This window comes from Enterococcus sp. DJ147D b, assembly GCF_058216655.1.
Map to the genome: position 1 here is coordinate 589,355 of NZ_CM177104.1, position 26,665 is coordinate 616,019.

Consider the following 26,665-nt stretch of genomic DNA (forward strand, 5'->3'; position numbering starts at 1 on the left):
AGGTGAATCGAATGGCCATCAAAGCAGAAGAAATTAGTGCCTTGATTAAAGAACAAATTGAACATTATCAAAGCGTGCTTTCAGTTGAAGAAATTGGTACTGTCACATACGTCGGTGACGGAATCGCTCGTGCGCATGGATTAGAAAATGCAATGAGTGGTGAGTTGCTTGAATTTTCAAACGGCTCATACGGAATGGCGCAAAACTTAGAATCAAATGATGTAGGGATTATTATCCTTGGTGATTTCGAATCCATTCGTGAAGGAGATAAAGTAAAACGTACAGGCAAAATCATGGAAGTTCCAGTTGGAGATTCTTTGATCGGACGTGTCGTAAATCCTTTAGGTCAACCTATCGATGGACTAGGAGAAATCGTTACTGATAAAGCTCGTCCTGTAGAAGCAATGGCACCAGGTGTTATGCAACGTAAATCAGTTAATGAACCAATGCAAACAGGTCTAAAAGCAATTGATGCTTTGGTCCCAATTGGTCGTGGACAACGTGAATTAGTCATCGGTGACCGTAAAACAGGTAAAACATCCATTGCAATCGATACAATTATCAACCAAAAAGGTCAAGATATGATTTGTATCTACGTTGCGATTGGACAAAAAGATTCAACTGTCCGTACACAAGTTGAAACATTGAAAAAATATGGCGCTATGGACTATACAATCGTAGTCAATGCGGGTGCTTCCCAACCAGCACCATTGCTTTATATCGCACCTTATGCTGGTACAGCGATGGGTGAGGAATTCATGTATAATGGCAAACATGTTTTGATTATCTTTGATGATTTATCAAAACAAGCTGTTGCTTATCGTGAACTTTCCTTACTATTACGCCGTCCGCCAGGTCGTGAAGCATATCCAGGGGATGTTTTCTACTTACATTCACGTTTGCTAGAACGTGCAGCAAAATTAAGTGATGAATTAGGTGGCGGTTCAATGACTGCCTTACCATTTGTTGAAACACAAGCAGGGGATATTTCTGCATATATTCCAACAAACGTTATTTCAATCACTGATGGACAAATTTTCTTGGAAAGTGATTTATTCTACGCAGGAACACGTCCAGCCGTTGATGCTGGGTTATCTGTATCCCGTGTTGGTGGTTCTGCACAAATCAAAGCAATGAAAAAAGTTGCCGGAACGCTACGTCTTGACTTAGCAAGTTATCGAGAACTTGAAGCATTTACGCAATTTGGTTCAGACTTAGATGCAGCAACACAAGCCAAATTAAATCGCGGTCGTCGTACTGTAGAAATCTTGAAACAAAAATTACATGCACCACTTGCTGTAGAAAAACAAGTCATCATTTTATATGCGTTGACTCATGGTTTCTTAGACAGTATTCCTGTGGATAGCATTCTTGACTTTGAAAGTGAATTATTTGAATACTTGGATACAAATCATCCAAATATCTTTGAAATTATCCGTACAACACAAGATCTTCCAGAAGAAGAAGCGTTGAACAGTGTAATCAAAGAATACAAAGACATTTTCTTAGCTTCTAAAGGTAGTACATCCTCGACAGAAGACAAATTGAAATCCATTCAAAATGCATAGTGAGGTGAGATGAATGGGTGCTTCACTAAATGAAATTAAGACACGTATTGCTTCAACGAAAAAAACAAGTCAAATTACGCGTGCCATGCAAATGGTTTCTGCTTCGAAGCTAACGAAATCGGAATCTTCTTCTAAGAAGTTTCAGGTTTATGCGAACAAAGTAAGAGAGATCGTTACGCATTTAACAGCGACTCAATTAAGTGATATTGCTTCTTCAAACACAAATAATGATATCAACTATAATTCAATGTTGATTAGTCGCCCTGTTAAAAAGACAGGCTATATTGTGATCACAGCTGACGGTGGTTTAGTTGGTGGTTATAATAGTTCAATTTTGAAACAGACGATGTCGATTTTGGAAGAAGATCACCAATCAACCGATGAGTATGTGATGATTGCAATTGGGGGGACAGGTGCGGACTTTTTCAAAGCTCGTGGCATTGACCTTGCCTATGAATTGCGTAACTTATCTGACCAACCAAGTTTTGATGAAGTGAGAAAAATCGTGAACATGGCAACAACAATGTATCAAAATGAAGTCTTTGACGAATTATATGTATGCTACAACCATCATATAAATTCATTAACTAGTCAATTTCGTGTAGAAAAGATGTTACCAATCTCAGATTTAGATCCAGAAGAAGCAACAAGTTTTGAGCAAGAATACATTTTTGAACCTTCAAAAGAAGAAATCCTAGCTCAATTATTGCCTCAATATGCTGAAAGTTTGATTTATGGTGCAATTGTAGATGCTAAAACTGCCGAACACGCAGCAGGCATGACTGCAATGAAAACAGCAACTGATAATGCCGCAAACATTATTGACGACTTGACGGTTTCTTATAACCGTGCAAGACAAGGGGCTATTACCCAAGAAATTACCGAAATTGTTGCCGGAGCTTCGGCACTAGAATAGTATTGAGATTGGAGGAAAAAAGATGAGTTCAGGCAAGATTGTTCAAGTAATCGGTCCCGTTGTCGACGTGGAATTTTCTTTAGACCAATCCTTACCAGATATCAACAACGCATTAGTTGTTTATAAAAAAGATGAAAAAAAATCAAAAGTTGTTCTTGAAGCAACCCTAGAACTAGGGGACGGTGTGATCCGTACGATCGCAATGGAATCAACTGATGGTTTACAAAGAGGGATGGAAGTTGTCGATACAGGCAAAGCAATCTCTGTTCCAGTTGGTAAAGAAACATTAGGTCGTGTATTCAACGTATTAGGGGATACTATTGATTTAGAAAAACCTTTCCCAGAAGATGCTGAAAGAAGCGAAATTCATAAAAAAGCACCTAATTTTGATGAATTAAGCACAAGTACTGAAATTTTAGAAACAGGGATCAAAGTTATTGACTTACTAGCTCCTTACCTTAAAGGTGGGAAAGTTGGTTTATTCGGTGGTGCCGGTGTAGGTAAAACCGTATTGATCCAAGAATTGATCCACAATATCGCGCAAGAACATGGTGGTATTTCAGTGTTTACCGGTGTTGGTGAACGTACACGTGAAGGGAATGACCTTTACTATGAAATGAAAGATTCTGGCGTTATTGAAAAAACAGCGATGGTGTTTGGACAAATGAATGAGCCACCCGGTGCACGTATGCGTGTTGCCTTGACTGGTTTAACAATTGCTGAATACTTCCGCGATGTTGAAGGTCAAGACGTACTATTGTTTATTGATAATATTTTCCGTTTCACACAAGCTGGTTCAGAGGTATCTGCCTTACTTGGTCGTATGCCTTCTGCCGTTGGTTACCAACCAACTTTAGCAACAGAAATGGGTCAATTACAAGAACGTATTACTTCAACGAAAAAAGGTTCAATTACTTCTATCCAAGCTATCTATGTACCAGCGGATGACTATACTGACCCTGCGCCAGCTACAACATTTGCTCACTTAGATGCAACAACCAACTTGGAACGTAAATTAACTGAACAAGGGATTTATCCAGCGGTGGATCCATTGGCATCATCTTCAAGTGCACTTGCACCTGAAATCGTTGGTGAAGAACATTATAAAGTGGCTACTGAAGTCCAACACGTTTTACAACGTTACCGTGAATTGCAAGACATTATTGCAATCTTAGGAATGGATGAATTATCTGACCAAGAAAAAGTTTTAGTTTCTCGTGCACGTCGAATTCAATTCTTCTTATCACAAAACTTTAACGTTGCAGAACAATTTACTGGTCTTCCAGGATCTTATGTTCCTGTTGAAGAAACAGTTAAAGGTTTCCGTGAAATCTTAGAAGGTAAATATGATGATCTTCCTGAAGAAGCTTTCCGAAGCGTAGGTCGAATTGAAGATGTCGTTGAAAAAGCGAAAAAACTAGGCTACTAGAAAGGGGTGCCCCATGGATCAATTTTTAACAGTTAATGTGGTAACACCTGACGGCTTGGTCTATGATCACCATGCAGCAATTGTCGTTGCACGTACAACTGCTGGAGAATTGGGGATTTTACCGAAACATGCTCCAATTATCGTTCCTTTAGCCATTGATGAAGTTCGCATCAAGAGAACGGACTCTGATACGCACGTTGACTGGATTGCCGTTAACGGAGGAATCATGGAAGTTCGTGATAATCTAGTTTCCATCGTCGCAGATACTGCGGAACGTGAGCGCGATATTGACGTTTCTCGTGCTGAAAGAGCAAAACAACGAGCAGAACGTCAAATCGAAGAAGCAAAACAAAAAGAAGATACGAATGAATTGAAACGTGCGACAGTTGCATTACACCGAGCAATCAATCGGATCAATGTTTCTAAGCATACGTAGATTCAAATGAACTTATTTTTTGATAAAAACTGTGCCAAAGTCACTTATTGATTTTGGCACAGTTTTTTTTTATTGTATTTGTTTTATGTAAAAAAGCACAGTTATTTTTCCTTTTAGAAAATTTATGGTATTATCGTTTTATTGAGTTTACAGTAAACAGATGCAAGAAAGGACGTTATGATGCAAGTCTATGGAATTGACGCGATTATTCGAATTGTGAGTCATTTAGCGTTTATTTATTTAGCTTTTTGGTCTTTGCGTTCTTTGCGTACGGAAACGTTTTTTAGATATATGCAAAACACTACGCAAATCAGAATGGTAATTGTCTTTTTTTCAATTTTTTTAGGATACACTGCTAGCAATTTTTTTCTAGAAATCATGGCGTTATGTCGAAATCTTTTTGTTAGTATCTAATTTCAAAAAAAGGTACTATTTTAAAAGAAGAAATGCTATAATGAAAAAGATTTTGAGTAAGAGTATGCTCATTGGAATTTTTTTGGGGGGAACAACATGGAAGAGATCATCGTACAAGGTGGCAATCAATTAACTGGAACTGTCAAGATTGAAGGAGCTAAAAATGCTGTACTGCCAATTTTAGCTGCTAGTTTATTAGCGGAAGAAGGAACAACAACATTAACCAACGTTCCAATTCTTTCAGATGTATTTACAATGAATCAAGTGATTCGTCATTTGAATGTAGACGTTGACTTTGATGAAGAGCAAAATCAAGTGACACTTAATGCATCACGACAATTAGAAATCGAAGCACCTTATGAGTATGTTAGTCAAATGCGCGCATCAATCGTTGTTATGGGTCCATTGTTAGCTAGAAATGGCCATGCAAAAGTAGCAATGCCTGGGGGCTGTGCCATTGGCAAACGCCCGATTGATTTGCATTTAAAAGGATTTCAAGCGTTAGGTGCGAAGATTATCCAAAAAAATGGTTATATCGAAGCAATCGCTGATGAATTGATTGGTAATACAATTTATCTAGACTTTCCAAGTGTAGGTGCAACACAAAATATTATGATGGCTGCTGTGAAAGCAAAAGGTACAACGATTATCGAAAACGTTGCTCGTGAACCCGAAATTGTTGACTTGGCAAATATCTTAAATAAAATGGGCGCAAATATCTATGGCGCTGGTACAGAAACAATGCGTATTGAAGGTGTTGAGCATTTACACGCAGTGACACATTCAATCGTGCAAGATCGTATTGAAGCAGGAACATTCATGGTTGCTGCAGCAATGACTGAAGGAAATGTTTTAATTGCTGATGCAATTTCTGAACACAACCGTCCTTTGATCTCTAAATTAACAGAAATGGGTGCGACAATCACTGATGAAGAAGGTGGCGTTCGTGTAGTTGGACCAAAACATGTACTCCCAACGGACGTGAAAACAATGCCTCATCCTGGTTTTCCAACAGATATGCAAGCACAAATGACTGCTATTCAAATGGTCGCTGAAGGTACAAGCGTCGTAACTGAAACAGTCTTTGAAAATCGTTTCCAACATTTGGAAGAAATGCGTCGTATGAATGCACATGTTAAGATTGATGGAAATGTTGCAATGATTGAAGGCGCACATGAATTACAAGGTGCAGAAGTATATGCTACGGATTTACGTGCTGCTGCTGCGTTGATTTTAGCTGGATTAAAAGCAAATGGTGTGACACGTGTTCGTAATTTGAAATATTTAGATCGTGGCTATTACAATTTCCATTTGAAATTACAACAACTTGGTGCAAATATTGAACGTGTTGAAATGGATCAAACACCAACAGAAAAAAATGCACAAACTATCGCTTAAGGACGTGTTTGAATGAGTAACCATCGTTATATTTTAGTCAGTTTGATGAAGATACTAATTGTGATCATCTTGCTTTTTCTTCTTTTTATTGCCGGTACAATGATTGGTTACGGCGTAATCGGTGGTGGAAACCCGTTTCGAGTTTTCCAACTTGATTTATGGCTCCATATTCGAGACTTTTTTAACTGAGATTTAAGGGGTTGTGGCAAACTTTTGTCGCAACTCCTTTTTACATAGACTGATTAGTGAGGCAGAGAAAATGAAAAAATTCTTGATTTATTTAGTAAGAGGTTATCAACGATTCATTTCACCCGCATTTCCACCGAGTTGCCGTTATTATCCGACATGCTCAAATTATATGATTTGTGCGATTCAAGTGCATGGTGCTGTGAAAGGAACGCTGATGGGAACGGCACGAATTTTACGTTGTCATCCATTTGTAAGAGGCGGCATTGATTATGTGCCAAAAAAATTCAAATTAACGAGGAATACAGTTGACAAGGAGCAGCCAGATTATGATGGACGAAAGTAAGAGGTAAAAATTTACTTTTTTTATCAATGAAAGGAGAACTATTACCGATGATTGAAAAATTAAAGGCAAATGAACTTCCATGGGCGTTACTACTAGATGCTGATCCTGAAAAAGAAAAAGTGCTTGCTTACCTTGAACAAGGCGAAGGGATTGTTTGGAAAGAAAATGGAGAAACACTGGGCGTCTTGATTTTTGTCGCCACAAAAGATGAATTTGAAATCATGAATGTTGCGGTAGCTCCCCAAAGTCAAGGGAGAGGAATCGGTGGTTTATTATTGGAAGCCGCATTCCAACAAATTGTGGAAGAAACAGAAAATCAAACGCAAGTAATCATTCGCACGGGTAGTATTACTTCCGCGGCTTTACATTTGTATCAAAAAAAGGGGTTTAGTGAAATTTCTCGAGAAAAGGATTATTTTATCAAAAACTATGCAGAGCCTATTTATGAAGAGGGTATTTTATTAAGAGATCAAGTGACATTAGCCAAAAGTATCCAAACATTTCGCTAGATTTAGCTGGTCATTTCGGAAAAGGCTTTCAAAAACCAAGGGATTGTTTTACAATATTTTTAGGAAGCAAAAAGGAGCGAAAATAGTTATGGGAATTCTTGTATTTGATTTTGGTGGTTCAGCAGTAAAATATGGTTATTGGAATGGTCGTCAATTAGAAGCAACCAATCAATTTCCAACACCTGCTACTTGGGAAGAAATGAAACAAAAACTAAGCGAAACATACCAAACTTTTGTTGAAACAAACGCGATTGAAGGCATAGGGATCAGCGCTCCCGGTGTAGTTAACAGCGAACGCCAAATCATTGAAGGGATTAGTGCAATTCCTTATATTCATGGATTTAATATTTTCAAAGAATTAGAAGAATTGTTTGGGTTACCAATTACTATCGAAAATGATGCGAATTGTGCTGGAATGGCAGAATTTTATGAAGGCGCAGCGCGAGATTACCAAGATGTCGCGTTTGTCGTTATTGGAACAGGGATTGGTGGCGCGATGTTCACGAAGGGACAAATGAACAAAGGTGCGCATCTTTATGGCGGAGAGTTTGGGATGATGTTTTTAGATGGTGATCAAACATTCAGTCTTTTGGGAACGGCTGTGCAGATGGCTTGGCGGTATTGTGAGCGTCTTGGTCTAGATAAGATGACCTACTCTGGAAAAGAAGTCTTTGAAATGGCAGAGTCAGGCGATGTGATCGCTCAAGAAGAAGTTGAAAAATTTTATGATTACTTAGCAAAAGGACTTTTCAGTATCCAATTTTCATTTGATCCAGAAGTGATCGTACTTGGTGGTGGGATCTCTGCAAAAGAGGGCTTGATTGACGAATTGAATCAGCGTATCGAAAAATTAATGGACAAGCTAGATTTACATGATTTTGTTCCAGAAATCTTATTATGTGACTATCGTAATGATGCGAATTTAGTTGGTGCTGCTGCAAATTATTATGCAGTAAGTCAAAGAGAGGCTTAAGAGTTTGAAGAGAATCAGATTATATACCCTGTTAAGTAAACAGGGTATATTTTATTGTAGAGAGTATGATAAAATAGGTGGGAGGTGAGAATAATGTCAAAAAAGAATAAAGATATTGAAGTACGAGTAGAAGAAATCCAAAAAGTAATTAATGGCAAAAATTATGAGGTCACTCAGTTATTTATTGGCAAAAAAAATATTGGTGAAATTTTAGCATATGGACCAAAAGAATTTGAAATATTTTTTGGTGAAGAGGACTTTGGAAAAGAAAAAAGTCTTGAAAACGCGATAGAAACGGTAATCCGTCATTGGAATTTACAAGACTAAAAAAATATCAAAAAAGTTTTCAATAAAGGGTTGCAAAAATCTGTGAAATTAGGTATTATAACTAAGTCAGGTTGATACAGACCTTTCGGAGGAGTAGCGAAGTGGCTAAACGCGACGGACTGTAAATCCGTTCCTTAGGGTTCAGTGGTTCGAATCCACTCTCCTCCATTTTTTTATTGGGGTATAGCCAAGCGGTAAGGCAAGGGACTTTGACTCCCTCATGCGTTGGTTCGAATCCAGCTACCCCAGTTCTTAGATAGACGTTCACGAGATGACAGTTGCTGTTATCTCGTTTTTTTTGACCTACAGTAGCTTGATTCTTGAAGTATTTAAAGAATTAAGCTAGAGTTAAATTAGGTACTCAAACAGAAAGGATGAAGAGAATGAAGTGGAAAGAAAAAGTCGATGAAACTGCTGAAAAATTATATGATTTGGTTAAATCTGGAAAATATGATGTAGAAGTTGGACTTCCAAAAAATGCAAAAAAAGCAGTCCAAATCAAGACGAAACGTCCAACCAATCACACCAAAAAATGGTTAGCAAAAAACCGCTAATAATAACAAAAAACTGCCAAACGCTAAAAAAGCGAATTGGCAGTTTTTTGTTATCTTTCGACTTCAATCCCTAAAACAGTCAGGTGACCATTTCCAACTAATTTCACGACTAAAGCAGCCAGTTGTTCGGCTGACATGTTTGTGTCACTAGTAATCCACCAGTGCAGCGTCCCAATGAAGATCGAAGTCATGTATTCGATAATAAAATCAATAGGGACCTCCAGTTCATTTTCGGTGATTTTTAACCGATTGAAGATATTTGCGTATTTATTGTATAAAAGCTCTTCTAGTTTTTTACGCAAAAGTTCGTTAGACGAACCATCCATGATGGTCAAAAAGAAAGCTTTTCTTTCTTGGATATTTTTGTAAATATTTGTTAATGCAGCAATGATTTGTTTCACTTTGATTCGATTGCCATGAACAAGTTGTTCTAAATCCAAAACGGAAGTAAAGGCATTGATCGCCATTTCAAAAATTTGTTCGTAGAGATCTTGTTTGTCTTTAAAATGAGCATAAAAGGTAGCACGATTGATCATTGCTTCATCGGCAATGTCTTGTACGGTGACGTTATCGTATCCTTTTTCTTCGACCAAGCGAATAAATGCCTCGATAATCATTTTGTGTGTTCGTTTCACTCGAAGATCAGTTTTCTTAACCATAAAAAATTCCTCGCTTGTTATTCGACATTTTTAATTTGTTTGTTGCTTATCTCACAAATAAGGGGTGTTTGCCAGTTGCAAAACCAGCAAATTGTTTCTAAAATATACATAAGTAGTATAACAGACACTTTGTTAGATAATCAACAAACTGTCTGTTTGAGGAGGAGAACAGATGAACTTACGAGCGGGAATCGATGTTGGATCCACGACAGTCAAATTAGTATTACTAGATGAGCAAAATCAAACAATCTTTTCCAAATATGAACGTCATTATTCAGATGTCAAGAAAGCAACAGCCAAGACTTTACGGGAAGCACAAGCATTGGTTCGCGATCAACCAATTGCCATGGCAATCACTGGATCAGGTGGGATGGGACTAGCAGATGTGTTGAACATTCCTTTTGTTCAGGAGGTCATCGCGTGTACACGCACAGTGGAAGAAATAATTCCTGAAACAGATGTTGCGATTGAATTGGGTGGAGAAGATGCGAAAATCACTTTTTTTGAAGGCGCACTAGAGCAACGAATGAATGGAAGCTGTGCTGGTGGAACAGGTGCATTTATTGACCAAATGGCCGTTTTATTAAAGACAGACTCAAATGGCGTGAACGAGTTAGCCAAAGAATATCGTCAAATTTATCCTATTGCTTCACGCTGTGGCGTGTTTGCTAAGACAGATGTGCAACCATTGATCAATGAAGGAGCAGATAAAGCAGATATTGCAGCGAGTATTTTTCAAGCTGTAGTAAATCAAACGATTGCCGGATTGGCCGCTGGACGAAAAATTAAAGGAAAAGTAGCATTTTTAGGTGGGCCATTGTACTTTATGTCAGAATTGCGTAAACGTTTTGTTGAAACATTAGACATTGCGCCGGAAAATGTCATTTTTCCAGAAAATCCGCAGCTATTTGTGGCAATGGGTGCTGCTTTCTATGCTGAAGAAGCACGAGTGACGACAATTGCTGCTTTGCTTGATGCTTTAGAAAATGGCGATCAAGCAAAGCTAACACCTTCAACTACTTTATCGCCGCTATTTGAAGAAGAAGCAGATTTGGTCGCGTTTCGGAAGCGCCATGCTCAAGCAACTGCTTCAGAAAAGCCACTTTCAAAACATCATGGTGTAGCATTTTTAGGAATCGATGCTGGTTCGACAACGACAAAAGTTACCTTGATTAATGAGGAAGGAGAAATTCTCTTTTCTTTCTATGGAAATAATGAAGGTCAGCCTTTAGAAACAACGATGAAAGTGCTAAAAGAGTTATACAGTCAATTACCAGAAGATGTTTTTATCGGAAAAGCAGCGGCAACAGGTTATGGCGAATTATTGATCAAAAATGCCTTAAAGGTTGATATTGGTGAAGTGGAAACGATGGCGCATTACAAAGCGGCAAATTTTTTCCAACCTGGTGTTGATTTTATTTTAGATATTGGTGGACAAGATATGAAAGCCATGACGATTAAAGATGGTGTACTCTCCTCAATCCAATTAAATGAAGCCTGTTCTTCTGGTTGTGGTTCATTTATTGAAACATTTGCTCAATCATTAAATTATGATGTAAGGGATTTTGCAAAAGCTGCCGTGGCATCTAAGGCACCAGTTGATTTAGGTTCTCGCTGTACAGTTTTTATGAATTCAAAAGTAAAGCAAGTCCAAAAAGAAGGGGCGTCGGTAGGAGATATTTCTGCTGGATTGTCTTATTCTGTTATCAAAAATGCTATTTATAAAGTAATTAAAGTTCGTAGACCAGAAGATCTTGGTGAAAAAATTGTCTGCCAAGGTGGTACTTTTTATAACGAAGCGGTGTTACGCGCGTTTGAATTGATTAGTGGGCGTGAAGTTGTTCGTCCATCAATTGCTGGGCTGATGGGGGCTTATGGAGCGGCACTGATTGCCATGGAAAATTATTCACTAGGCGAAGAAAGTACCATTTTGTCAGAAGAAGAGCTAGATCACTTTACTGCGGAAAAAGAATTTACCCATTGTGGTTTGTGTGAAAACAACTGTATGCTAACAGTTACGTTATTTTCTGATGGTCGTCAATTTATCACTGGAAATCGGTGCGAACGTGGTGCTCGAATCAAGATCAAAAAGGAAGACAAAAAGGTCAATCTTGTCGACTATAAGTATCGACGTTTATTCAAATATCGTCCATTACGTAAAAAAGAAGCGGTCAATGGTGTGATTGGTATCCCTCGAGTATTAAATATGTATGAAAATTATCCTTTGTGGCATACATTCTTCACTGATTTAGGATTTAGAGTAGAATTATCACCACGTTCAAACAAAGAATTATACGAGCAAGGAATGGAAACAATCCCAAGTGACACAGCATGTTATCCAGCTAAAATCACACACGGCCATATTCAGGCAATGATTGATGCGGGTATTCCACGTATTTTTTATCCGGGAGTTGTTTTTGAACGACAAGAATCTGCTGAAGCGGATAATCACTTCAATTGTCCTATTGTCCAGAGCTATCCAGATGTTATTAAAAATAATGTGGATGACATTCGCGATGGTAAAGTCGATTATCGAAATCCCTTTATCAATTTAGCAAATGAATCAGCAGTAGCAAAAGTTCTACACCAAACTTTTGCGGATTTTGGTTTTTCGGAGGAACAGATTGCTCAAGCGTTGCATCATGGATATGAAGAATTAGCAACCTTTAAGGCAGATATTCAAAAAAAAGGTGAAGAAACTTTATTGATGTTGAATCAAAAAAATGAGCGAGGAATTGTTATCTCAGGTCGTCCGTACCATTTAGATCCAGAAATCAATCATGGAATCTCTGAAGTAATTACACAAGAAGGCTTCCATGTATTGACCGAAGACAGTATTTCCCATTTAGGAGATGTAGGAAATTTACGTGTTGTGAATCAATGGGTCTACCACTCACGGCTATATGCGGCTGCGCGTGTCGTAGCAAAATCAAAAAATCTTGAATTAGTTCAATTGAATTCATTCGGCTGTGGTTTAGATGCAGTAACAACAGATCAAGTCGAAGAAATCATGGAACAATATGGAAAAATCTATACAGTTCTAAAAATTGATGAAGGAGCAAACCTTGGAGCAATTCGTATTCGATTACGTTCCTTAAAAGCAGCGGTCAATGAACGAGCAAAACAAAACTTTGTTCCAGTCAAACGATTTGAAGAACCAGAAAAAATCGTCTTTACAAAAGAAATGAAAGAAAAACATACTTTGTTGTTGCCAATGCTTAGTCCGATTCATCAATCCGGCTTAGTGGATGTAGCGTTAAATGCCTCTGGGTACAATGTTGTCTGTTTGCCAGCAGAAGATAATGAAGCAATTAATGTTGGTCTGAAATATGTGAACAACGATGCGTGTTATCCAGCAATCATCTCCATTGGTCAATTAGTGGAGGCCTTGGAAAGTGGTAAGTATGATTTGGAAAATACAAGTGTGATGATGACTCAAACTGGTGGTGGTTGTCGTGCAACGAATTATATTCCATTACTTAGAAAAGCATTGAATGATGCTGGGTTTGGAAATATTCCAGTTGTTTCGATCTCAATGGGGAACAAGGGCGTTGAATCAAACCCTGGGTTTAAATTCACATTTCCAATGTTAAAACGTTTGGCGATTGCCTTTTTATATGGTGATTTGTTTGAACGAGTTGTTTATCGTACACGTCCTTACGAATTAGAAAAAGGTACAGTTGATCGCTTACATGAAGAATGGCTTCAACGAGTGGAAAAAAATGTTCGGAATGGCTCATTGACGTTGTTTAATAGCAATATGAAGAAAATCGTCAAAGCATTTGATACCTTACCGATTTCTGATGTGAAAAAACCAAAAGTGGGAGTAGTTGGTGAAATATTAGTTAAGTATTCTCCAACTGCGAATAACGATATAGTTCGCTTACTTGAAGCAGAAGGCGCAGAAGCAGTGGTTCCTGATATTGTTGGATTTATGAACTATTCCCTATACAATCAAGTTTGGAAATATGAAAATCTTGGAATGGCTAAACAAAGTAAATTACTCGCACAATTTGCGATTCGGATGATTGAAATGATTGAAAAACCAATGGATAAAGCACTAAGAAAATCAGAACGATTTGATGGCATCCAATCTATTCAAGATTTGGCAGAAGATGCAAGCAAAATCTTGTCGATTGGAAATCAAACAGGTGAAGGTTGGTTCTTAACAGGAGAAATGATTGAGTTGTTGAAACATAATGTGAATAACATTGTTTGTATGCAACCGTTTGGCTGTTTGCCTAATCATGTAGTTGGTAAAGGCGTTATTAAAGAATTGCGTCGTCAATACCCTAACGCAAATATTGCAGCGATTGATTATGATTCAGGTGTTTCGATCGTCAACCAATTAAATCGTATTCGTTTAATGATGGCGACTGCTAATAAAACATTAGTGAAAGAAACCATTTCATGAATAACCTAATTAGATAAAAATACACGAGGAGAAAGTAGGGTTAAAACTTACTTTTTCCTCGTTTTTTGAAGAAAAATAAGCTGAACTGTTTCAACCGCTCAATGGAGAAAATCCTTTTTTTGTTGAGAATCAGGTATATACCAGTTATAATAAAGAAAACGAAAGGAAGGATGAAATCAGATGTCAAATCAGTTACCCGTATATATACAAATTCATGATCAATTAAAAAATGAGATTGAACAAGGGGTCTGGAAAATCGGTGACCGCCTTCCCTCTGAAAGAGAATTGGCTGTAAAATTTAATGTTAGTCGAATGACTTTGCGTCAAGCAATCCAAAATTTAGCAGACGAAGGAATCTTAGAGAGAAAAATTGGTTCAGGGACTTATGTTGCACGTGAAAAAGTTCAAGAAAAAATGTCTGGGACAACTAGTTTTACCGAAATTATGGAGTCACAAAATCGTGTACCTTCTAGCCGAACGGTTTCTTATTTCTTAACATCACCTAGTTCAAGTGAGATGGAAAAATTACAATTAGAAAAAGAGGACGTGATTCTTCGAATGGAACGTATTCGTTATGCAGATAACGTTCCAATTTGTTTTGAAGTTGCCAGTATTCCACAAAAAATCATTGAGGGATATAGCAAATCAGAAATTACAGAATCATTGTATCGAACGTTAGAAGAAAAAGGTGGAAAGAAAATTGGTCATGCAAATCAAACCATCTCTGCTATGTTAGCTTCAGAACAGATTTCTGAATATCTAGAAGTCAAACGTGGGGACGCAGTTCTACGCTTGCGACAAGTTTCTTACTTTGAAGAAGGAACGCCGTTTGAATATGTACGTACGCAATACGTTGGTAACCGATTTGAATTTTACCTAGAGAAATAAAACAAGCTGAAACAACGAATTGTTTCAGCTTGTTTTTTTGTCTATTTTTCATTTGGTGTAAAGTTGTTCATGATAAGAAATTGGTCCTTTTTCGAAGACAACTTGTCCACTCAATAATTCGGTGACCGCTGCTTTAAACTGTGAAATGTTTGTTTCATTAATCATACAAACAACAATTACTTGATCGGTGTAACGAGTTTCCTTGACAGTCACTTGTTGTAGTTCAAGAAAATTTTCTAGCTTTCCTAGTTGTGGATAAGTGATGGCGATGGCAAGTTCCTGTTGTAAGGTACCTTCAACAATCCCAACCTCAGTTAGACCATGCGAGACAGCTTGCGTATAAGCTCGAATCAATCCGCCAGTACCTAATTTGATGCCACCAAAATAGCGTGTGACAACGACAACAACATTGATTAGTTCATTCTTTTTTAAAACTTCAAGCATGGGTACGCCAGCTGTTCCGCTTGGCTCGCCATCATCACTACTGCGTTGAATCTCGCTTTGATCACCAATGACAAAAGCACTACAGTTATGATTTGCTTTCCAGTGTTCCTTTTTGATAGCTTGAATAAATGTTTTGGCTTCTTCTTCAGTCGTCACGCGTTTGAAGGAACAAATAAACCGAGACTTTTTTATTTCAATTTCACTTTGGCCATCTTCTTTGACCGTTAGATAACGTTCAATCATTGTTTTACCTCATTTCAAATGAAGAGTTACTTTCTTAAGTATATGAAAAATCTTTTGATGTTTCAACTTCCCAAATGGTTGCGCAAATGCTGGACTATGGGATAATGAAGGAAAGGTAGGTGAAGTTGGGAATGAAAGAACGTGTGAAAAAATATGATGCTATAACCCACTACATAAAAAATAATGGTGGTTCGCAAATTACTTTGACGTTTACTCAAATGGATGAGTTGTTATTTCCTAACAGTGGGCTTCCAAAGTCTGCCAGACAGACGACGGATTGGTGGGCAAACGATTATCGTCATCCGGAAAAAGGGGCTTATGGTTGGCTGAATGCAGGATATGAAGTTGTTGTTGTTAATTTGGCAAAAGAATATATCGTCTTTAACCAATTAGTAAAATCCAGTTGGTTGTTCAATGAGTGAACCGCATTCAGAAAACGTTGACAATCGTTATCTTTTAGCTATAATAAATACATAGGAACAAGAAAGCGGTTACGTTCCTTGGCTTAGAAAAGGGGAGATTAACAATGTCAAAAAAAACAATTATGCTTGTCTGTTCAGCTGGTATGAGTACGAGCTTATTAGTAACTAAAATGGAAAAAGCTGCGGAAGCACAAGGCTTAGATACAGATATCTTTGCAGTATCTGCATCTGATGCAGATAATCATTTAGCAAGCAAAGACGTTGATGTTTTATTATTAGGCCCACAAGTTCGTTTTATGAAAGGTGACTTTGAAAAACGTGTTGGGCCAAAAGGAATTCCATTAGACATCATCAATATGGCTGATTACGGCATGATGAATGGCGAAAAAGTGTTACAACAAGCTTTGACACTAATTGGCGATAAATAAAGAGTACTGACGAATTAAAAAGTGCGAGGTTTTTTCATTTCGAAAATGCCTCGCACTTTTTTTGCGTATCTTTTTTTAGGGAAGAAAAATGCCACACAAAAAAGTTTGGGGAAGGCGACTCTTAACAAGAGAAGTCGCACAACTACCAAAAGAAATACTGAATCAAGTCACGTATCAACGAACTGCTAGTGTAATGAAACGAAACCAACAGATCATTTGTCAACGTTGTGGACAAATCACTCAGCAACAAGAGGCCAAACTAAATGAAGAAGACTATTATTGTCCACATTGTTTATTTTTGGGACGAAACGATACGACCCAAGAATTATGGTTATTTGACCAGCCACCATTGTTTCCACGTCAAATTATTTTTACTTGGGACAAAACATTAACGATAGAGCAAGCCAAAATCGCCCAACGTTTGACTACGCAAGTCACAGATCATCATTTAATCTGGGCTGTGACCGGTGCCGGAAAAACAGAAATCTTGTATCCACTTTTACAATTGTTGCTAGCAACTGGGAAACGAGTGGCGATTGCTTCACCACGGGTGGATGTGTGCCAAGAACTTTTGCTGCGTTTTACTACAGTCTTTCCAGAAGAAAAAATCGTCTTACTTCATGGCAAACAACAGGTTCCCTATACATTTAGTTCCTTCGTTATTTGTACGACACACCAGTTGTATCGTTTTTATCATGCGTTCGATTTATTAGTCGTCGATGAAATTGATGCGTTTCCCTATGTCAGGGATAAAGGACTTCAGTATGCGACGGAAACAGCGAAGAAGCCTGATGGCCAATTGATCTATTTAACAGCAACACCCGATGAACGTTTGCTAAAAGAAATCCGACGGACATTTCAGATCCATTACTTACCTTTACGCTTTCATCAACGACTGTTACCCGAGCCACGACTCATTTTCTGGAATAATTGGCGCCTGTGCTTAAACAAACGAAAAAAAATGAACCCATTAATCAAAAAAATCCAAACATTAGTGAAAGACAACCATGTCTTGTTGTTTTGTCCAAGCATTGAATTGATGAATGAGTTACAAATGAAATTAGCAGAGTGGTTGCCAATGATTAACATTACCTCTGTATCTTCAAAAGATAAAAAACGTCAGGAAAAAGTACAAGCAATGCGTCATCAAAAATATGAGGTGCTTTTAACTACCATGATTCTTGAACGAGGTGTTACTTTCGAAAATATTTCAGTTATTGTTCTAGGCGCAGAACATGAAGTTTTTACGAAATCTGCACTGGTCCAAATTGCCGGTCGAGCAGATCGCAAGGGAGAATTCAGTAACAGCCAAGTCTGTTTCTTTTATCATGAAAAAACGCGTGCAATCAAAAAATCAGTAAAAGAAATCAACATGATGAACAAAGCGGGGAGACTCTTACAATGAAGTGTTGCTATTGCCAAAAGCCAATCATTAAAAATTTAACAATCAAGGAACTCGTTCAGCGAAAAAAGTCAGTTGAACTTTGTTGGGAATGTGCCAAACTATTTACTCCTTTATCCAGCGAAAATAGGTGTGATGGTTGCCAAAAAAGTTTATTGAAGAGTGAGAGAAAATCCACACATAGTCAGAAACGCCTTTGTACAGATTGCCTTTATTGGCAAGAACGTTATCCGACATATGATTTTTGCCATCGAAGCTTTTTTAAATATGATGAAGCGATGCAAACGTGGTTCCAACAATATAAATTTACAGGGGATATTCGTTTAGCAGGGACTTTTGCAAAGCAATGGCAAAGTTTACCAAAAAGATTCCCTGATTATCTTTTTTGTCCGATTCCATTATCAAACGAACGACTAGCTCAACGTGGATTCAATCAAGTGAGCCAGATGCTGAAAGTTTCAGGAGTGACTTTTCAGATACTACTTAAGCGAGTCAAACACCATTCTGCGCAGGCGCAACATTCTCGAGTGAAGAGATTAGCGATGCCTCAGCCATTTGCCTTGTGCGTTGAGCCAGAGCAAATCAAACAGTGTAAAATTTTATTAATTGATGATGTGTATACAACAGGACAGACGTTATTTCATGCTGCGACTTGTCTTGCAGAACATCAACCAATTGAAGTTCGGACGTTTTCTTTAGCGCGATAAAGCAAAAAGTAAAAAATACGTGAAATTGGTAGCGATTTAGTTTGCAAATAGATTAGAGTTCGATATAATATAAATAAGAAGAGGGAAAGAGTGGTCCTTCTCCTTCTTGATTGTGGTAGACGAAAGGGGTAATTTTTATGTTTAGATATAATGTACGTGGCGAAAATATCGAAGTAACTGAAGCGATTCGTGACTATGTCGAAAAAAAAGTAGGCAAGTTAGAACGTTATTTCAGTGATGCACCCGATGCTACAGCCCATGTAAACTTAAAAGTTTATACTGAAAAAACAGCAAAAGTGGAAGTAACGATTCCATTACCTTATCTTGTATTACGTGCGGAAGAAACTTCACCAGATTTATATGCAAGTATTGATTTGGTTGTTGATAAATTGGAACGTCAGATTCGCAAATTTAAAACAAAAATCAACCGCAAATCTCGTGAAACTGGCATGAATACTGCAAGTGCTGCAGTTTTATTCAATGAAGAAAACGGGGAAGGCGAAAACGAATCTGAATTAGATATCGTTCGCACAAAACGTTTGTCGTTGAAACCAATGGATAGTGAAGAAGCTGTCTTACAAATGAATATGTTAGGACACAACTTCTTTATCTTTGAAGATGCTGAAACCAATGGTACAAGTATCGTTTACCGTCGTAAAGATGGAAAATATGGTTTAATCGAAACTGACTAAAAAATAACTATTTTTTAAAACCTTATGGTGTCTAGCTTGACACCATAAGGTTTTTTTACATAAAAAAGCTGTATTTTTATTAAGAATAAAGAAGTTCATAGAATAATCTAGCTAAGATATTTCAATTATCTATAAGTAATGATAAAATGGATAGGAAAGTCTACATAAGCGAGATGGATATTGCAGAAAAAGGAGATTATACAACGAATGGCCAATTTTATACGTTCAATTATTGAAAATGATAAAAAAGAATTAAAACGTTTAGATAGCATTGCTAAAAAAGTTGAATCACATGCTGACAAAATGGCAGCTTTAACTGATGAGCAATTACAAGCAAAAACTGATGAATTTAAAGGTAGATACAAAAAAGGTGAAACCTTAGACCAATTATTACCAGAAGCGTTCGCCGTTGTTCGCGAAGCAGCGAAACGTGTCTTGGGTTTATATCCTTACCATGTCCAATTGATGGGTGGGATCGTTCTTCATGATGGGAACATTCCAGAGATGCGTACCGGTGAAGGTAAAACATTGACCGCTACTATGCCAGTGTATTTAAATGCATTGTCAGGTGAAGGTGTACACGTTGTTACTGTAAATGAATATTTAGCAACCCGTGACTCAACTGAAATGGGTGAGCTATATAATTTCTTAGGACTTAGCGTTGGTTTGAATATCAATTCTAAATCAGCTGATGAAAAACGTGACGCGTATAATTGTGATATTACTTATAGTACAAATAACGAATTAGGTTTTGACTATTTGCGTGACAACATGGTGGTTTATCGTAATCAAATGGTTCAACGACCATTGAACTATGCGATTGTCGATGAAGTGGATTCTATTTTGATCGATGAAGCCAGAACACCATTGATTATTTCAGGACAAGCAGAAAAATCAACTGCTTTATACACAAGAACAGATAACTTCGTTAAACGCTTGAAGGAAGAAGAAGACTATAAAATCGACGTTCAGTCAAAAACGATTGGGTTAACTGAAACGGGTATCGAAAAGGCAGAAGAAACTTTTGGGTTAGAAAACTTATATGACATTGAAAACACTGCTTTGACACATCACTTAGATCAAGCATTACGTGCGAACTACATCATGTTACTTGATATTGATTATGTGGTTCAAGACGGAAAAGTCATGATCGTTGACCAATTTACTGGTCGTATCATGGATGGTCGTCGTTACTCTGATGGACTTCACCAAGCAATTGAAGCAAAAGAAGGCGTAGAAATCGAAGACGAAACAAAAACAATGGCTTCGATCACATTCCAAAACTATTTCCGTATGTACAAAAAACTTTCTGGGATGACTGGTACTGCGAAAACGGAAGAAGAAGAATTTAGAGAAATCTATAACATTCAAGTTATTCAAATTCCAACGAACCGTCCAGTTATTCGTGATGACCGTGCAGATTTACTTTATCCAACGTTGGAAAGTAAATTCCATGCGGTTGTTCAAGATATCAAAGATCGTTATCGTAAAGGACAACCAGTCTTAGTAGGTACAGTTGCGGTTGAAACATCTGAATTACTATCAGATATGTTGAATCGCGAACGGATTCCGCATGAAGTATTGAATGCTAAAAATCATTTTAAAGAAGCCGAAATCATCATGAATGCTGGTCAAAAAGGTGCAGTTACGATTGCTACCAACATGGCTGGTCGTGGGACGGATATCAAGTTAGGTCTTGGTGTACGTGAATTAGGCGGTTTAGCTGTTATTGGTACGGAACGTCATGAATCTCGTCGTATCGATAATCAGTTGCGTGGACGTGCTGGACGTCAAGGAGACCCAGGTATGTCACAATTTTATCTTTCATTAGAAGATGATTTGATGAAACGTTTTGGTTCAGAACGAATCAAGGCTTTCTTGGATCGAATGAAAATTGGGGATGAAGATGCGGTTATCCAAAGTAAGATGTTAACAAAACAAGTTGAGTCTGCTCAAAAACGAGTAGAAGGAAACAACTATGATACGCGTAAAAATGTCTTACAATATGACGATGTGATGCGTGAACAACGTGAAGTAATCTATAAACAACGTCAAGATGTCATCATGGAAGAAACTAGTTTGTCTCAACCATTGATGAATATGGTCAAAAGAACAATTAGCCGTGTAGTAGATGCACACACACAACTAGAAAAAGAAAATTGGAACCTTGAAGGCATTGTTGACTTTGCCGGAAATGCGATTGTCCATGAAGACAGCATCAGTGTGAAAGAGCTTGAAGGAAAAACGCCAGAAGAAATGAAAGCTTATTTAAATGAGTTAGCACAGGATGTGTTTGATACAAAAGCCAACCATTTAAATGGTCCTGAACAACTCTTAGAATTTGAAAAAGTTGTTATCTTGCGCGTGGTTGATTCAAAATGGACAGATCATATTGATGCTATGGATCAATTACGTCAATCAATTGGGCTACGTGCATACGGGCAAAATAATCCGCTAGTTGAGTATCAAACAGAAGGATACAAAATGTTTGAAGATATGGTCGGTGCAATTGAATATGAAGTGACTCGATTATTCATGAAAGCTGAAATCCGTCAAAATGTTCAACGAGAACAAGTATCTCAAGGCGAAGCTTCGCATGCCACAGAAGCAAGTGCAGAAGAAAAAAGTAACACAAGTGCAAAAAAACAACCAGTTCAAGTGAATAAAGTTGGACGAAATGATCCTTGTCCTTGTGGAAGCGGAAAAAAATATAAAAACTGCCACGGGAAAAATGAAGCTTAATCATTTTTAAATAGAAAGAAGCTGGTGAGAGAAGTTCTTTTTAGAAAGAATTTGTCTCACCTTCTTTCTGTTATCTTTAGATTCTGGTAGACTAGAAAAAGAAGTGAAAAGAAGACGAAAAAGATTGTCCAGAGAAAGAAGGAAGCAAACATGGAAATTTTTGAGATTCGCAATTTGTTAGCTGACATGCAAGAGAAGGTCACAAGCTTTAGGGGGTCTCTTTGACTTAGATCAGTTAGAAGAATCGATTGCGCAAGCGGAGTATAAGATGGCTGAACCGGGTTTTTGGGATGACAGTGTTGCTGCTCAACAAGTGATCAATGAAAATAATGCGAATAAAGAAACTTATGACCAATTCCATTCATTAGCGGATGAATTGGAAGAATTAGAACTGTTGACGGAATTGTTGCAAGAAGAACCAGATGCAGAAATGCAAACAGAATTGGAAACACGATTACATGCGTTAAATGAAAAAATGAAGACGTATGAGTTAGCTATGTTACTTGATGGACCTTATGATCGAAATAACGCTATTTTGGAATTACATCCTGGAGCAGGCGGAACAGAATCACAAGATTGGGGCAGCATGTTATTGCGTATGTATACACGCTGGTCAGAACAGCATGGGTATCAAGTGGAAATTTTGGATTATCAAGCCGGTGACGAAGCGGGAATCAAGAGTGTTACTTTACTCATCAAAGGACATAATGCATTTGGGTATTTGAAATCTGAAAAAGGTGTTCATCGCTTGGTTCGAATATCACCGTTTGATTCAGCAAAAAGACGTCACACTTCTTTTTGTTCAGTGGATGTTATGCCTGAATTGGATGAAACAATTGATATTGAAATCAATCCAGATGAGTTAAAAATCGATACGTATCGTGCCAGTGGAGCTGGTGGACAGCACATCAATAAAACAGAATCTGCTGTGCGAATCACACATATACCAACTGGAACAGTGGTTGCCAGCCAAGCACAACGTTCCCAATTAAAAAATAGGGAGCAAGCAATGGGGATGTTGAAGGCTAAACTTTATCAACTCGAAGTAGAGAAAAAAGAACAGGAAGCTGCAGCATTGCGTGGCGAACAAAAAGAAATTGGTTGGGGTTCACAAATCCGTTCCTATGTATTCCATCCTTACTCAATGGTTAAAGATCACCGAACAAATGTGGAAACCGGGAATGTTCAAGCGGTCATGGATGGAGACTTAGACCTATTTATTGATGCTTACCTAAAACTACATTTGGTATAACATTAGTGGATTATTATTTAATTGACATAAAATTGTAAAATTTTGCAAGCAACTTGAAACATTGCCATGCTATAATGGCTGAAGACTGAAAAAGATATGGAGAGAATGCCATGATTGAAATGAAGGATGTAATGAAGAAGTACTCCAATGGTACGACTGCCATCCGCAATCTCTCGGTCGTTATCGATCAAGGAGAATTTGTTTATGTAGTTGGACCATCAGGAGCAGGGAAATCTACATTTATCAAATTGATGTACCGAGAAGAAAAAGCAACTAAGGGAACATTGAATATTGCAGGACACGATTTGATGGCTATCAAAAATCGTGAAGTTCCTTATTTACGCAGAGAAATTGGAATTGTCTTCCAAGATTATAAACTACTCCCACGGAAAACTGTTTATGAAAATGTTGCTTACGCTATGCAAGTAATTGGTCGTAAACCACGTGAAATCAAAAAACGTGTGATGGAAGTTTTAGATTTAGTTGGGTTAAAACATAAAGTACGTGTTTTTCCAAGCGAATTATCTGGTGGGGAACAACAACGTGTTGCGATTGCACGCGCGATTGTCAACACACCAAAAGTTTTGATTGCAGATGAACCTACAGGTAATTTAGACCCTGAAAATTCATGGGAAATCATGAAACTCCTTGATCGCATCAATGGACAAGGAACGACAGTTGTTATGGCAACACATAACAGTACGATCGTAAATACAATTCGTCATCGGGTAATCGCTATTGAAAATGGACGAATTATTCGAGACCAAGCGGAAGGGGAATACGGATACGATGATTAGAACCTTTTTCCGCCACCTATTAGAAAGTATCAAAAGCTTGAAACGTAACGGCTGGATGACTGTTGCCTCTGTTAGTGCGGTAACAATCACTTTAGCACTTGTTGGTATTTTTATGGCTGTTATTATGAATGCAACCAAACTTGCACAAGATATTGAAGGAAACGTAGATGTTTCAGTTTTTGTTGATATTGGTACAAAAGAGGCGGATATCAAAAAATTAGGAACAGAATTAGAAAAACTTGATCATGTTGAAAAAGTGTCTTTTTCAAGTAAAGACCAAGAATTGAAAAAAATCCAAGCAGCAATGGGTGATTCATGGAATCTATTTGAAGGAGATAGCAATCCTTTGTATGATGTATATGTGGTAAGTGCAACCGAACCTTCTTATACCAAAGAGGTCTCAAAAGAAGCAGCAAAATTATCTAACGTTTATCGTGCAGATTATGGAGGTACTTCTTCAGATCGGATCTTTGAAATTGCAGGAGCTGTTCGTACATGGGGATTAGCAGCTGCGGCATTGTTATTATTTGTTGCTATGTTCTTGATCTCTAACACGATACGCATTACGATTTTATCTCGTCAAAGAGAAATTCAAATCATGCGTTTAGTTGGAGCAAAAAATGGCTATATTCGTTGGCCTTTCTTCCTAGAAGGCGGTTGGATCGGTTTGATTGGCGCAATTATTCCGATGTTGATCTTAACATTTGGTTATCGTGAAATTTTCCAATTGGTCAATCCATCACTCTTGCGCTCGAACTATTCATTATTACAACCAGCAGACTTTGTTTGGAAAATCAATGTCTTGATGACTGGTATCGGAGTAATCATTGGTTCTTTAGGATCAACAATCTCAATGAGACGATTCCTGAAAATTTAATCAATCATTTACAGTAGAAAACATTGTACTCATGAAAACTGAGTACAATGTTTTTTTTATGGTGAAAAAATGGCTTGAAGCGTATTCTTTTTTCTCTTTACTTTAAAAAAAAACTTGGTTATGCTTAGGAGGTTAGAAAATGAAGAGGTGAATCCATGAAGGTGATTGTTGATAATTTTTTTACGATCATTTTGATTGCGAATATTTTATTATCGCTAATCATTGTGTTTCGTGAAAGAAGAGAAACAGCACAAACATGGGCTTGGTTACTTGTGTTGATGTTTATCCCAATTTTAGGATTTATTCTATATATTTTTTTTGGTAGGGGAATTTCAAAAGATAAAATTTTTGATTTGAAGATGCAAGGAAAAATTGGGATGAATTTGGAAATTGAAGAAGATAAACAAGCGTTAAAACGTGGACTGTATCCCCATCCGCCAACCGGACAAGCCGATGTTAGACAACTGATTTATATGTTGACTGTTTCAGAAGGAACGTTATACACGTCTCAAAACGAAGTTACTTTATTTACAGATGGCCGTGAAAAATTTGATGCGTTGATTGACGATATCAATCATGCCCAAAACCATATCCACCTCGAGTATTATATTTATCGAAGCGATGATTTGGGAGTCGAACTACGGGATGCCTTGATCTCGGCTGCACGACGAGGTGTAAAAGTACGGGTTTTATTAGATGCATGGGGATCTACGCAAGTTTCACTAAGTTTCTTTGATGAATTAAAGAAACATGGCGGGGAAGTTGCTTTCTTTTTCCCTTTATTTGTTCCGTATATCAATCCGCGAATCAATTACCGAAATCATCGGAAAATCGTTGTAATTGATGGACAGATTGGTTATACAGGTGGATTCAATGTGGGGAATGAGTACTTAGGTTTGGTCAAAAAATTTGGGTATTGGCGTGATAACCATTTAAGAATCTATGGTGAAGCTGTTTATAGCTTACAAAATCGCTTTTTGATGGATTGGAATTCTCAACATACAAATGAAGTCAGTTACTCACCAGATTTTTTCCCGAGGATTAATTCTACAGGGGACATGGCTGTACAAATCGTGACTAGTGGGCCTGATTCGGAACACGAACAGATCAAAATGACTTATTTAAAAATGATTTCTTTAGCTAAACGAGAAATTTTGATTCAGACACCTTATTATATTCCTGATGGCTCCATTCATGAGGCGCTCAAGCTGGCTTTGCTAGCAGGCGTAAAAGTTCATTTACAAATTCCGAATAAACCAGACCATCCATTGGTTTACTGGGCAACTTATTCTTTCGCAGCGGAACTGATTGAGTACGGTGCAATCGTTGAAACCTACGAGAATGGCTTTATTCATGCGAAGACGATGATTATTGACGGGGGCGTCGTTTCGGTAGGCTCGGCAAATATTGATGTTCGTTCTTTCCGTTTAGATTTTGAAGTCAATACATTAGTGTATGATGAACGAATGGCTTCGCAAGTACGCAAAGCATTTTTTGATGACTCAAATGTATCAAAACAATTGACAAGAGAAATTTATGAAAATCGGGGCACGATAATCAAACTTAAAGAAGGGTTAGCAAGATTAGTTTCACCATTACTTTAAGAGGGATAAGCAAAAAGGACTTGAAGCATAAATCGCTG

The 26,665-nt window shown here is 37.7% G+C and carries 26 protein-coding genes and 2 tRNA genes; 26 read left to right on the forward strand and 2 right to left on the reverse strand.

Features of this window, described 5'->3' with window-relative positions; all coding sequences use genetic code 11:
- Positions 1 to 11: 11 nt before the first annotated feature.
- From atpA to AC4BD1_RS02960, 14 genes are all read left to right on the forward strand, one after another.
- Positions 12 to 1,568 (forward strand): F0F1 ATP synthase subunit alpha, encoded by a 1,557-nt coding sequence (gene atpA, locus AC4BD1_RS02895; protein WP_206907154.1) that lies wholly within the window; start codon positions 12 to 14, stop codon positions 1,566 to 1,568.
- Between the two features lie 13 nt (positions 1,569 to 1,581).
- Entirely contained in the window at positions 1,582 to 2,484 is a 903-nt protein-coding gene (locus AC4BD1_RS02900; RefSeq protein WP_490466943.1) for a F0F1 ATP synthase subunit gamma, read from the forward strand.
- A 22-nt stretch (positions 2,485 to 2,506) separates the two neighbouring features.
- Positions 2,507 to 3,913, forward strand: coding sequence for a F0F1 ATP synthase subunit beta (gene atpD / locus AC4BD1_RS02905; protein WP_067483770.1), 1,407 nt, complete (start codon positions 2,507 to 2,509; stop codon positions 3,911 to 3,913).
- Positions 3,914 to 3,926: 13 nt separating this feature from the next.
- On the forward strand, positions 3,927 to 4,349 hold the full coding sequence (locus AC4BD1_RS02910; RefSeq protein WP_067483772.1) for a F0F1 ATP synthase subunit epsilon: 423 nt from the start codon (positions 3,927 to 3,929) through the stop codon (positions 4,347 to 4,349).
- Positions 4,350 to 4,529: 180 nt separating this feature from the next.
- Positions 4,530 to 4,763: a DUF1146 family protein gene (locus tag AC4BD1_RS02915; RefSeq protein ID WP_206907157.1), complete on the forward strand. Its 234-nt coding sequence runs from the start codon at positions 4,530 to 4,532 to the stop codon at positions 4,761 to 4,763.
- A 96-nt stretch (positions 4,764 to 4,859) separates the two neighbouring features.
- Positions 4,860 to 6,161, forward strand: coding sequence for a UDP-N-acetylglucosamine 1-carboxyvinyltransferase (gene murA, locus AC4BD1_RS02920; RefSeq protein WP_490485789.1), 1,302 nt, complete (start codon positions 4,860 to 4,862; stop codon positions 6,159 to 6,161).
- Positions 6,162 to 6,173: 12 nt separating this feature from the next.
- Positions 6,174 to 6,350 (forward strand): DNA-directed RNA polymerase subunit beta, encoded by a 177-nt coding sequence (locus tag AC4BD1_RS02925; protein ID WP_067483778.1) that lies wholly within the window; start codon positions 6,174 to 6,176, stop codon positions 6,348 to 6,350.
- A 70-nt stretch (positions 6,351 to 6,420) separates the two neighbouring features.
- Positions 6,421 to 6,693, forward strand: coding sequence for a membrane protein insertion efficiency factor YidD (yidD, locus tag AC4BD1_RS02930; RefSeq protein WP_206907160.1), 273 nt, complete (start codon positions 6,421 to 6,423; stop codon positions 6,691 to 6,693).
- Between the two features lie 47 nt (positions 6,694 to 6,740).
- Positions 6,741 to 7,202 (forward strand): GNAT family N-acetyltransferase, encoded by a 462-nt coding sequence (locus AC4BD1_RS02935; RefSeq protein WP_490466944.1) that lies wholly within the window; start codon positions 6,741 to 6,743, stop codon positions 7,200 to 7,202.
- 88 nt (positions 7,203 to 7,290) lie between these two features.
- Positions 7,291 to 8,175 (forward strand): ROK family protein, encoded by an 885-nt coding sequence (locus AC4BD1_RS02940; RefSeq protein ID WP_490466945.1) that lies wholly within the window; start codon positions 7,291 to 7,293, stop codon positions 8,173 to 8,175.
- A gap of 93 nt (positions 8,176 to 8,268) precedes the next feature.
- On the forward strand, positions 8,269 to 8,502 hold the full coding sequence (locus AC4BD1_RS02945) for a DUF2969 domain-containing protein (RefSeq protein WP_067483785.1): 234 nt from the start codon (positions 8,269 to 8,271) through the stop codon (positions 8,500 to 8,502).
- Positions 8,503 to 8,589: 87 nt separating this feature from the next.
- A tRNA-Tyr gene (locus AC4BD1_RS02950) sits at positions 8,590 to 8,670 on the forward strand.
- A 9-nt stretch (positions 8,671 to 8,679) separates the two neighbouring features.
- Positions 8,680 to 8,751, forward strand: a tRNA-Gln gene (locus AC4BD1_RS02955).
- A 134-nt stretch (positions 8,752 to 8,885) separates the two neighbouring features.
- Positions 8,886 to 9,056 (forward strand): hypothetical protein, encoded by a 171-nt coding sequence (locus tag AC4BD1_RS02960; RefSeq protein WP_206907165.1) that lies wholly within the window; start codon positions 8,886 to 8,888, stop codon positions 9,054 to 9,056.
- Between the two features lie 50 nt (positions 9,057 to 9,106).
- Here the strand turns inward: AC4BD1_RS02960 and AC4BD1_RS02965 are convergent, their stop codons facing one another.
- Positions 9,107 to 9,715, reverse strand: a complete 609-nt coding sequence (locus AC4BD1_RS02965) for a TetR/AcrR family transcriptional regulator (RefSeq protein ID WP_490485790.1) — start codon at positions 9,713 to 9,715, stop codon at positions 9,107 to 9,109.
- Between the two features lie 172 nt (positions 9,716 to 9,887).
- Between AC4BD1_RS02965 and AC4BD1_RS02970 the strand changes: the two genes are divergently transcribed.
- Positions 9,888 to 14,129: an acyl-CoA dehydratase activase-related protein gene (locus AC4BD1_RS02970; RefSeq protein WP_490485791.1), complete on the forward strand. Its 4,242-nt coding sequence runs from the start codon at positions 9,888 to 9,890 to the stop codon at positions 14,127 to 14,129.
- Between the two features lie 180 nt (positions 14,130 to 14,309).
- On the forward strand, positions 14,310 to 15,017 hold the full coding sequence (locus AC4BD1_RS02975) for a GntR family transcriptional regulator (protein WP_206898431.1): 708 nt from the start codon (positions 14,310 to 14,312) through the stop codon (positions 15,015 to 15,017).
- Between the two features lie 48 nt (positions 15,018 to 15,065).
- On the opposite strand, the gene AC4BD1_RS02980 is transcribed toward AC4BD1_RS02975, so the two are convergent.
- Positions 15,066 to 15,704 carry a YigZ family protein gene (locus AC4BD1_RS02980; protein ID WP_490485792.1) on the reverse strand — a complete coding sequence of 213 codons (639 nt, stop codon included), beginning with the start codon at positions 15,702 to 15,704 and terminating at the stop codon, positions 15,066 to 15,068.
- A 131-nt stretch (positions 15,705 to 15,835) separates the two neighbouring features.
- On the opposite strand from AC4BD1_RS02980, the gene AC4BD1_RS02985 reads away from it, so the two are divergent.
- The 10 genes from AC4BD1_RS02985 (at position 15,836) to cls (ending at position 26,627) form a co-directional block, all read left to right on the forward strand.
- Positions 15,836 to 16,126 carry a DUF7662 domain-containing protein gene (locus AC4BD1_RS02985; RefSeq protein WP_206907171.1) on the forward strand — a complete coding sequence of 97 codons (291 nt, stop codon included), beginning with the start codon at positions 15,836 to 15,838 and terminating at the stop codon, positions 16,124 to 16,126.
- A 104-nt stretch (positions 16,127 to 16,230) separates the two neighbouring features.
- The gene (locus AC4BD1_RS02990) at positions 16,231 to 16,554 is read left to right on the forward strand and encodes a PTS sugar transporter subunit IIB (protein WP_490485793.1); all 324 of its coding nucleotides are present in this window, start codon (positions 16,231 to 16,233) and stop codon (positions 16,552 to 16,554) included.
- 88 nt (positions 16,555 to 16,642) lie between these two features.
- Positions 16,643 to 17,959, forward strand: coding sequence for a DEAD/DEAH box helicase (locus tag AC4BD1_RS02995; protein ID WP_490485794.1), 1,317 nt, complete (start codon positions 16,643 to 16,645; stop codon positions 17,957 to 17,959).
- Positions 17,956 to 18,663 carry a ComF family protein gene (locus AC4BD1_RS03000; RefSeq protein WP_490485795.1) on the forward strand — a complete coding sequence of 236 codons (708 nt, stop codon included), beginning with the start codon at positions 17,956 to 17,958 and terminating at the stop codon, positions 18,661 to 18,663. The genes AC4BD1_RS02995 and AC4BD1_RS03000 overlap by 4 nt, the downstream gene beginning before the upstream one ends.
- Positions 18,664 to 18,800: 137 nt before the next feature.
- Positions 18,801 to 19,355, forward strand: coding sequence for a ribosome hibernation-promoting factor, HPF/YfiA family (gene hpf / locus AC4BD1_RS03005; RefSeq protein ID WP_067483801.1), 555 nt, complete (start codon positions 18,801 to 18,803; stop codon positions 19,353 to 19,355).
- Positions 19,356 to 19,562: 207 nt separating this feature from the next.
- Positions 19,563 to 22,097, forward strand: a complete 2,535-nt coding sequence (gene secA / locus AC4BD1_RS03010; protein ID WP_206907177.1) for a preprotein translocase subunit SecA — start codon at positions 19,563 to 19,565, stop codon at positions 22,095 to 22,097.
- 150 nt (positions 22,098 to 22,247) lie between these two features.
- A protein-coding gene (gene prfB, locus AC4BD1_RS03015; protein WP_206907179.1) for a peptide chain release factor 2 occupies positions 22,248 to 23,349 on the forward strand; the annotation gives its coding sequence in 2 pieces (ribosomal slippage) (positions 22,248 to 22,319 and positions 22,321 to 23,349; 1,101 coding nt in all).
- Between the two features lie 110 nt (positions 23,350 to 23,459).
- A complete protein-coding gene (gene ftsE, locus AC4BD1_RS03020) occupies positions 23,460 to 24,146 on the forward strand; it encodes a cell division ATP-binding protein FtsE (protein WP_206907181.1) in 687 nt (228 codons plus the stop codon).
- Complete coding sequence (ftsX, locus tag AC4BD1_RS03025; protein WP_206898437.1) at positions 24,139 to 25,023, forward strand: permease-like cell division protein FtsX; 885 nt, start codon at positions 24,139 to 24,141, stop codon at positions 25,021 to 25,023. Before ftsE ends, ftsX begins: the two co-directional genes overlap by 8 nt.
- A gap of 155 nt (positions 25,024 to 25,178) precedes the next feature.
- Complete coding sequence (gene cls / locus AC4BD1_RS03030) at positions 25,179 to 26,627, forward strand: cardiolipin synthase (protein WP_206907184.1); 1,449 nt, start codon at positions 25,179 to 25,181, stop codon at positions 26,625 to 26,627.
- The last annotated feature ends 38 nt before the right edge of the window (positions 26,628 to 26,665 follow it).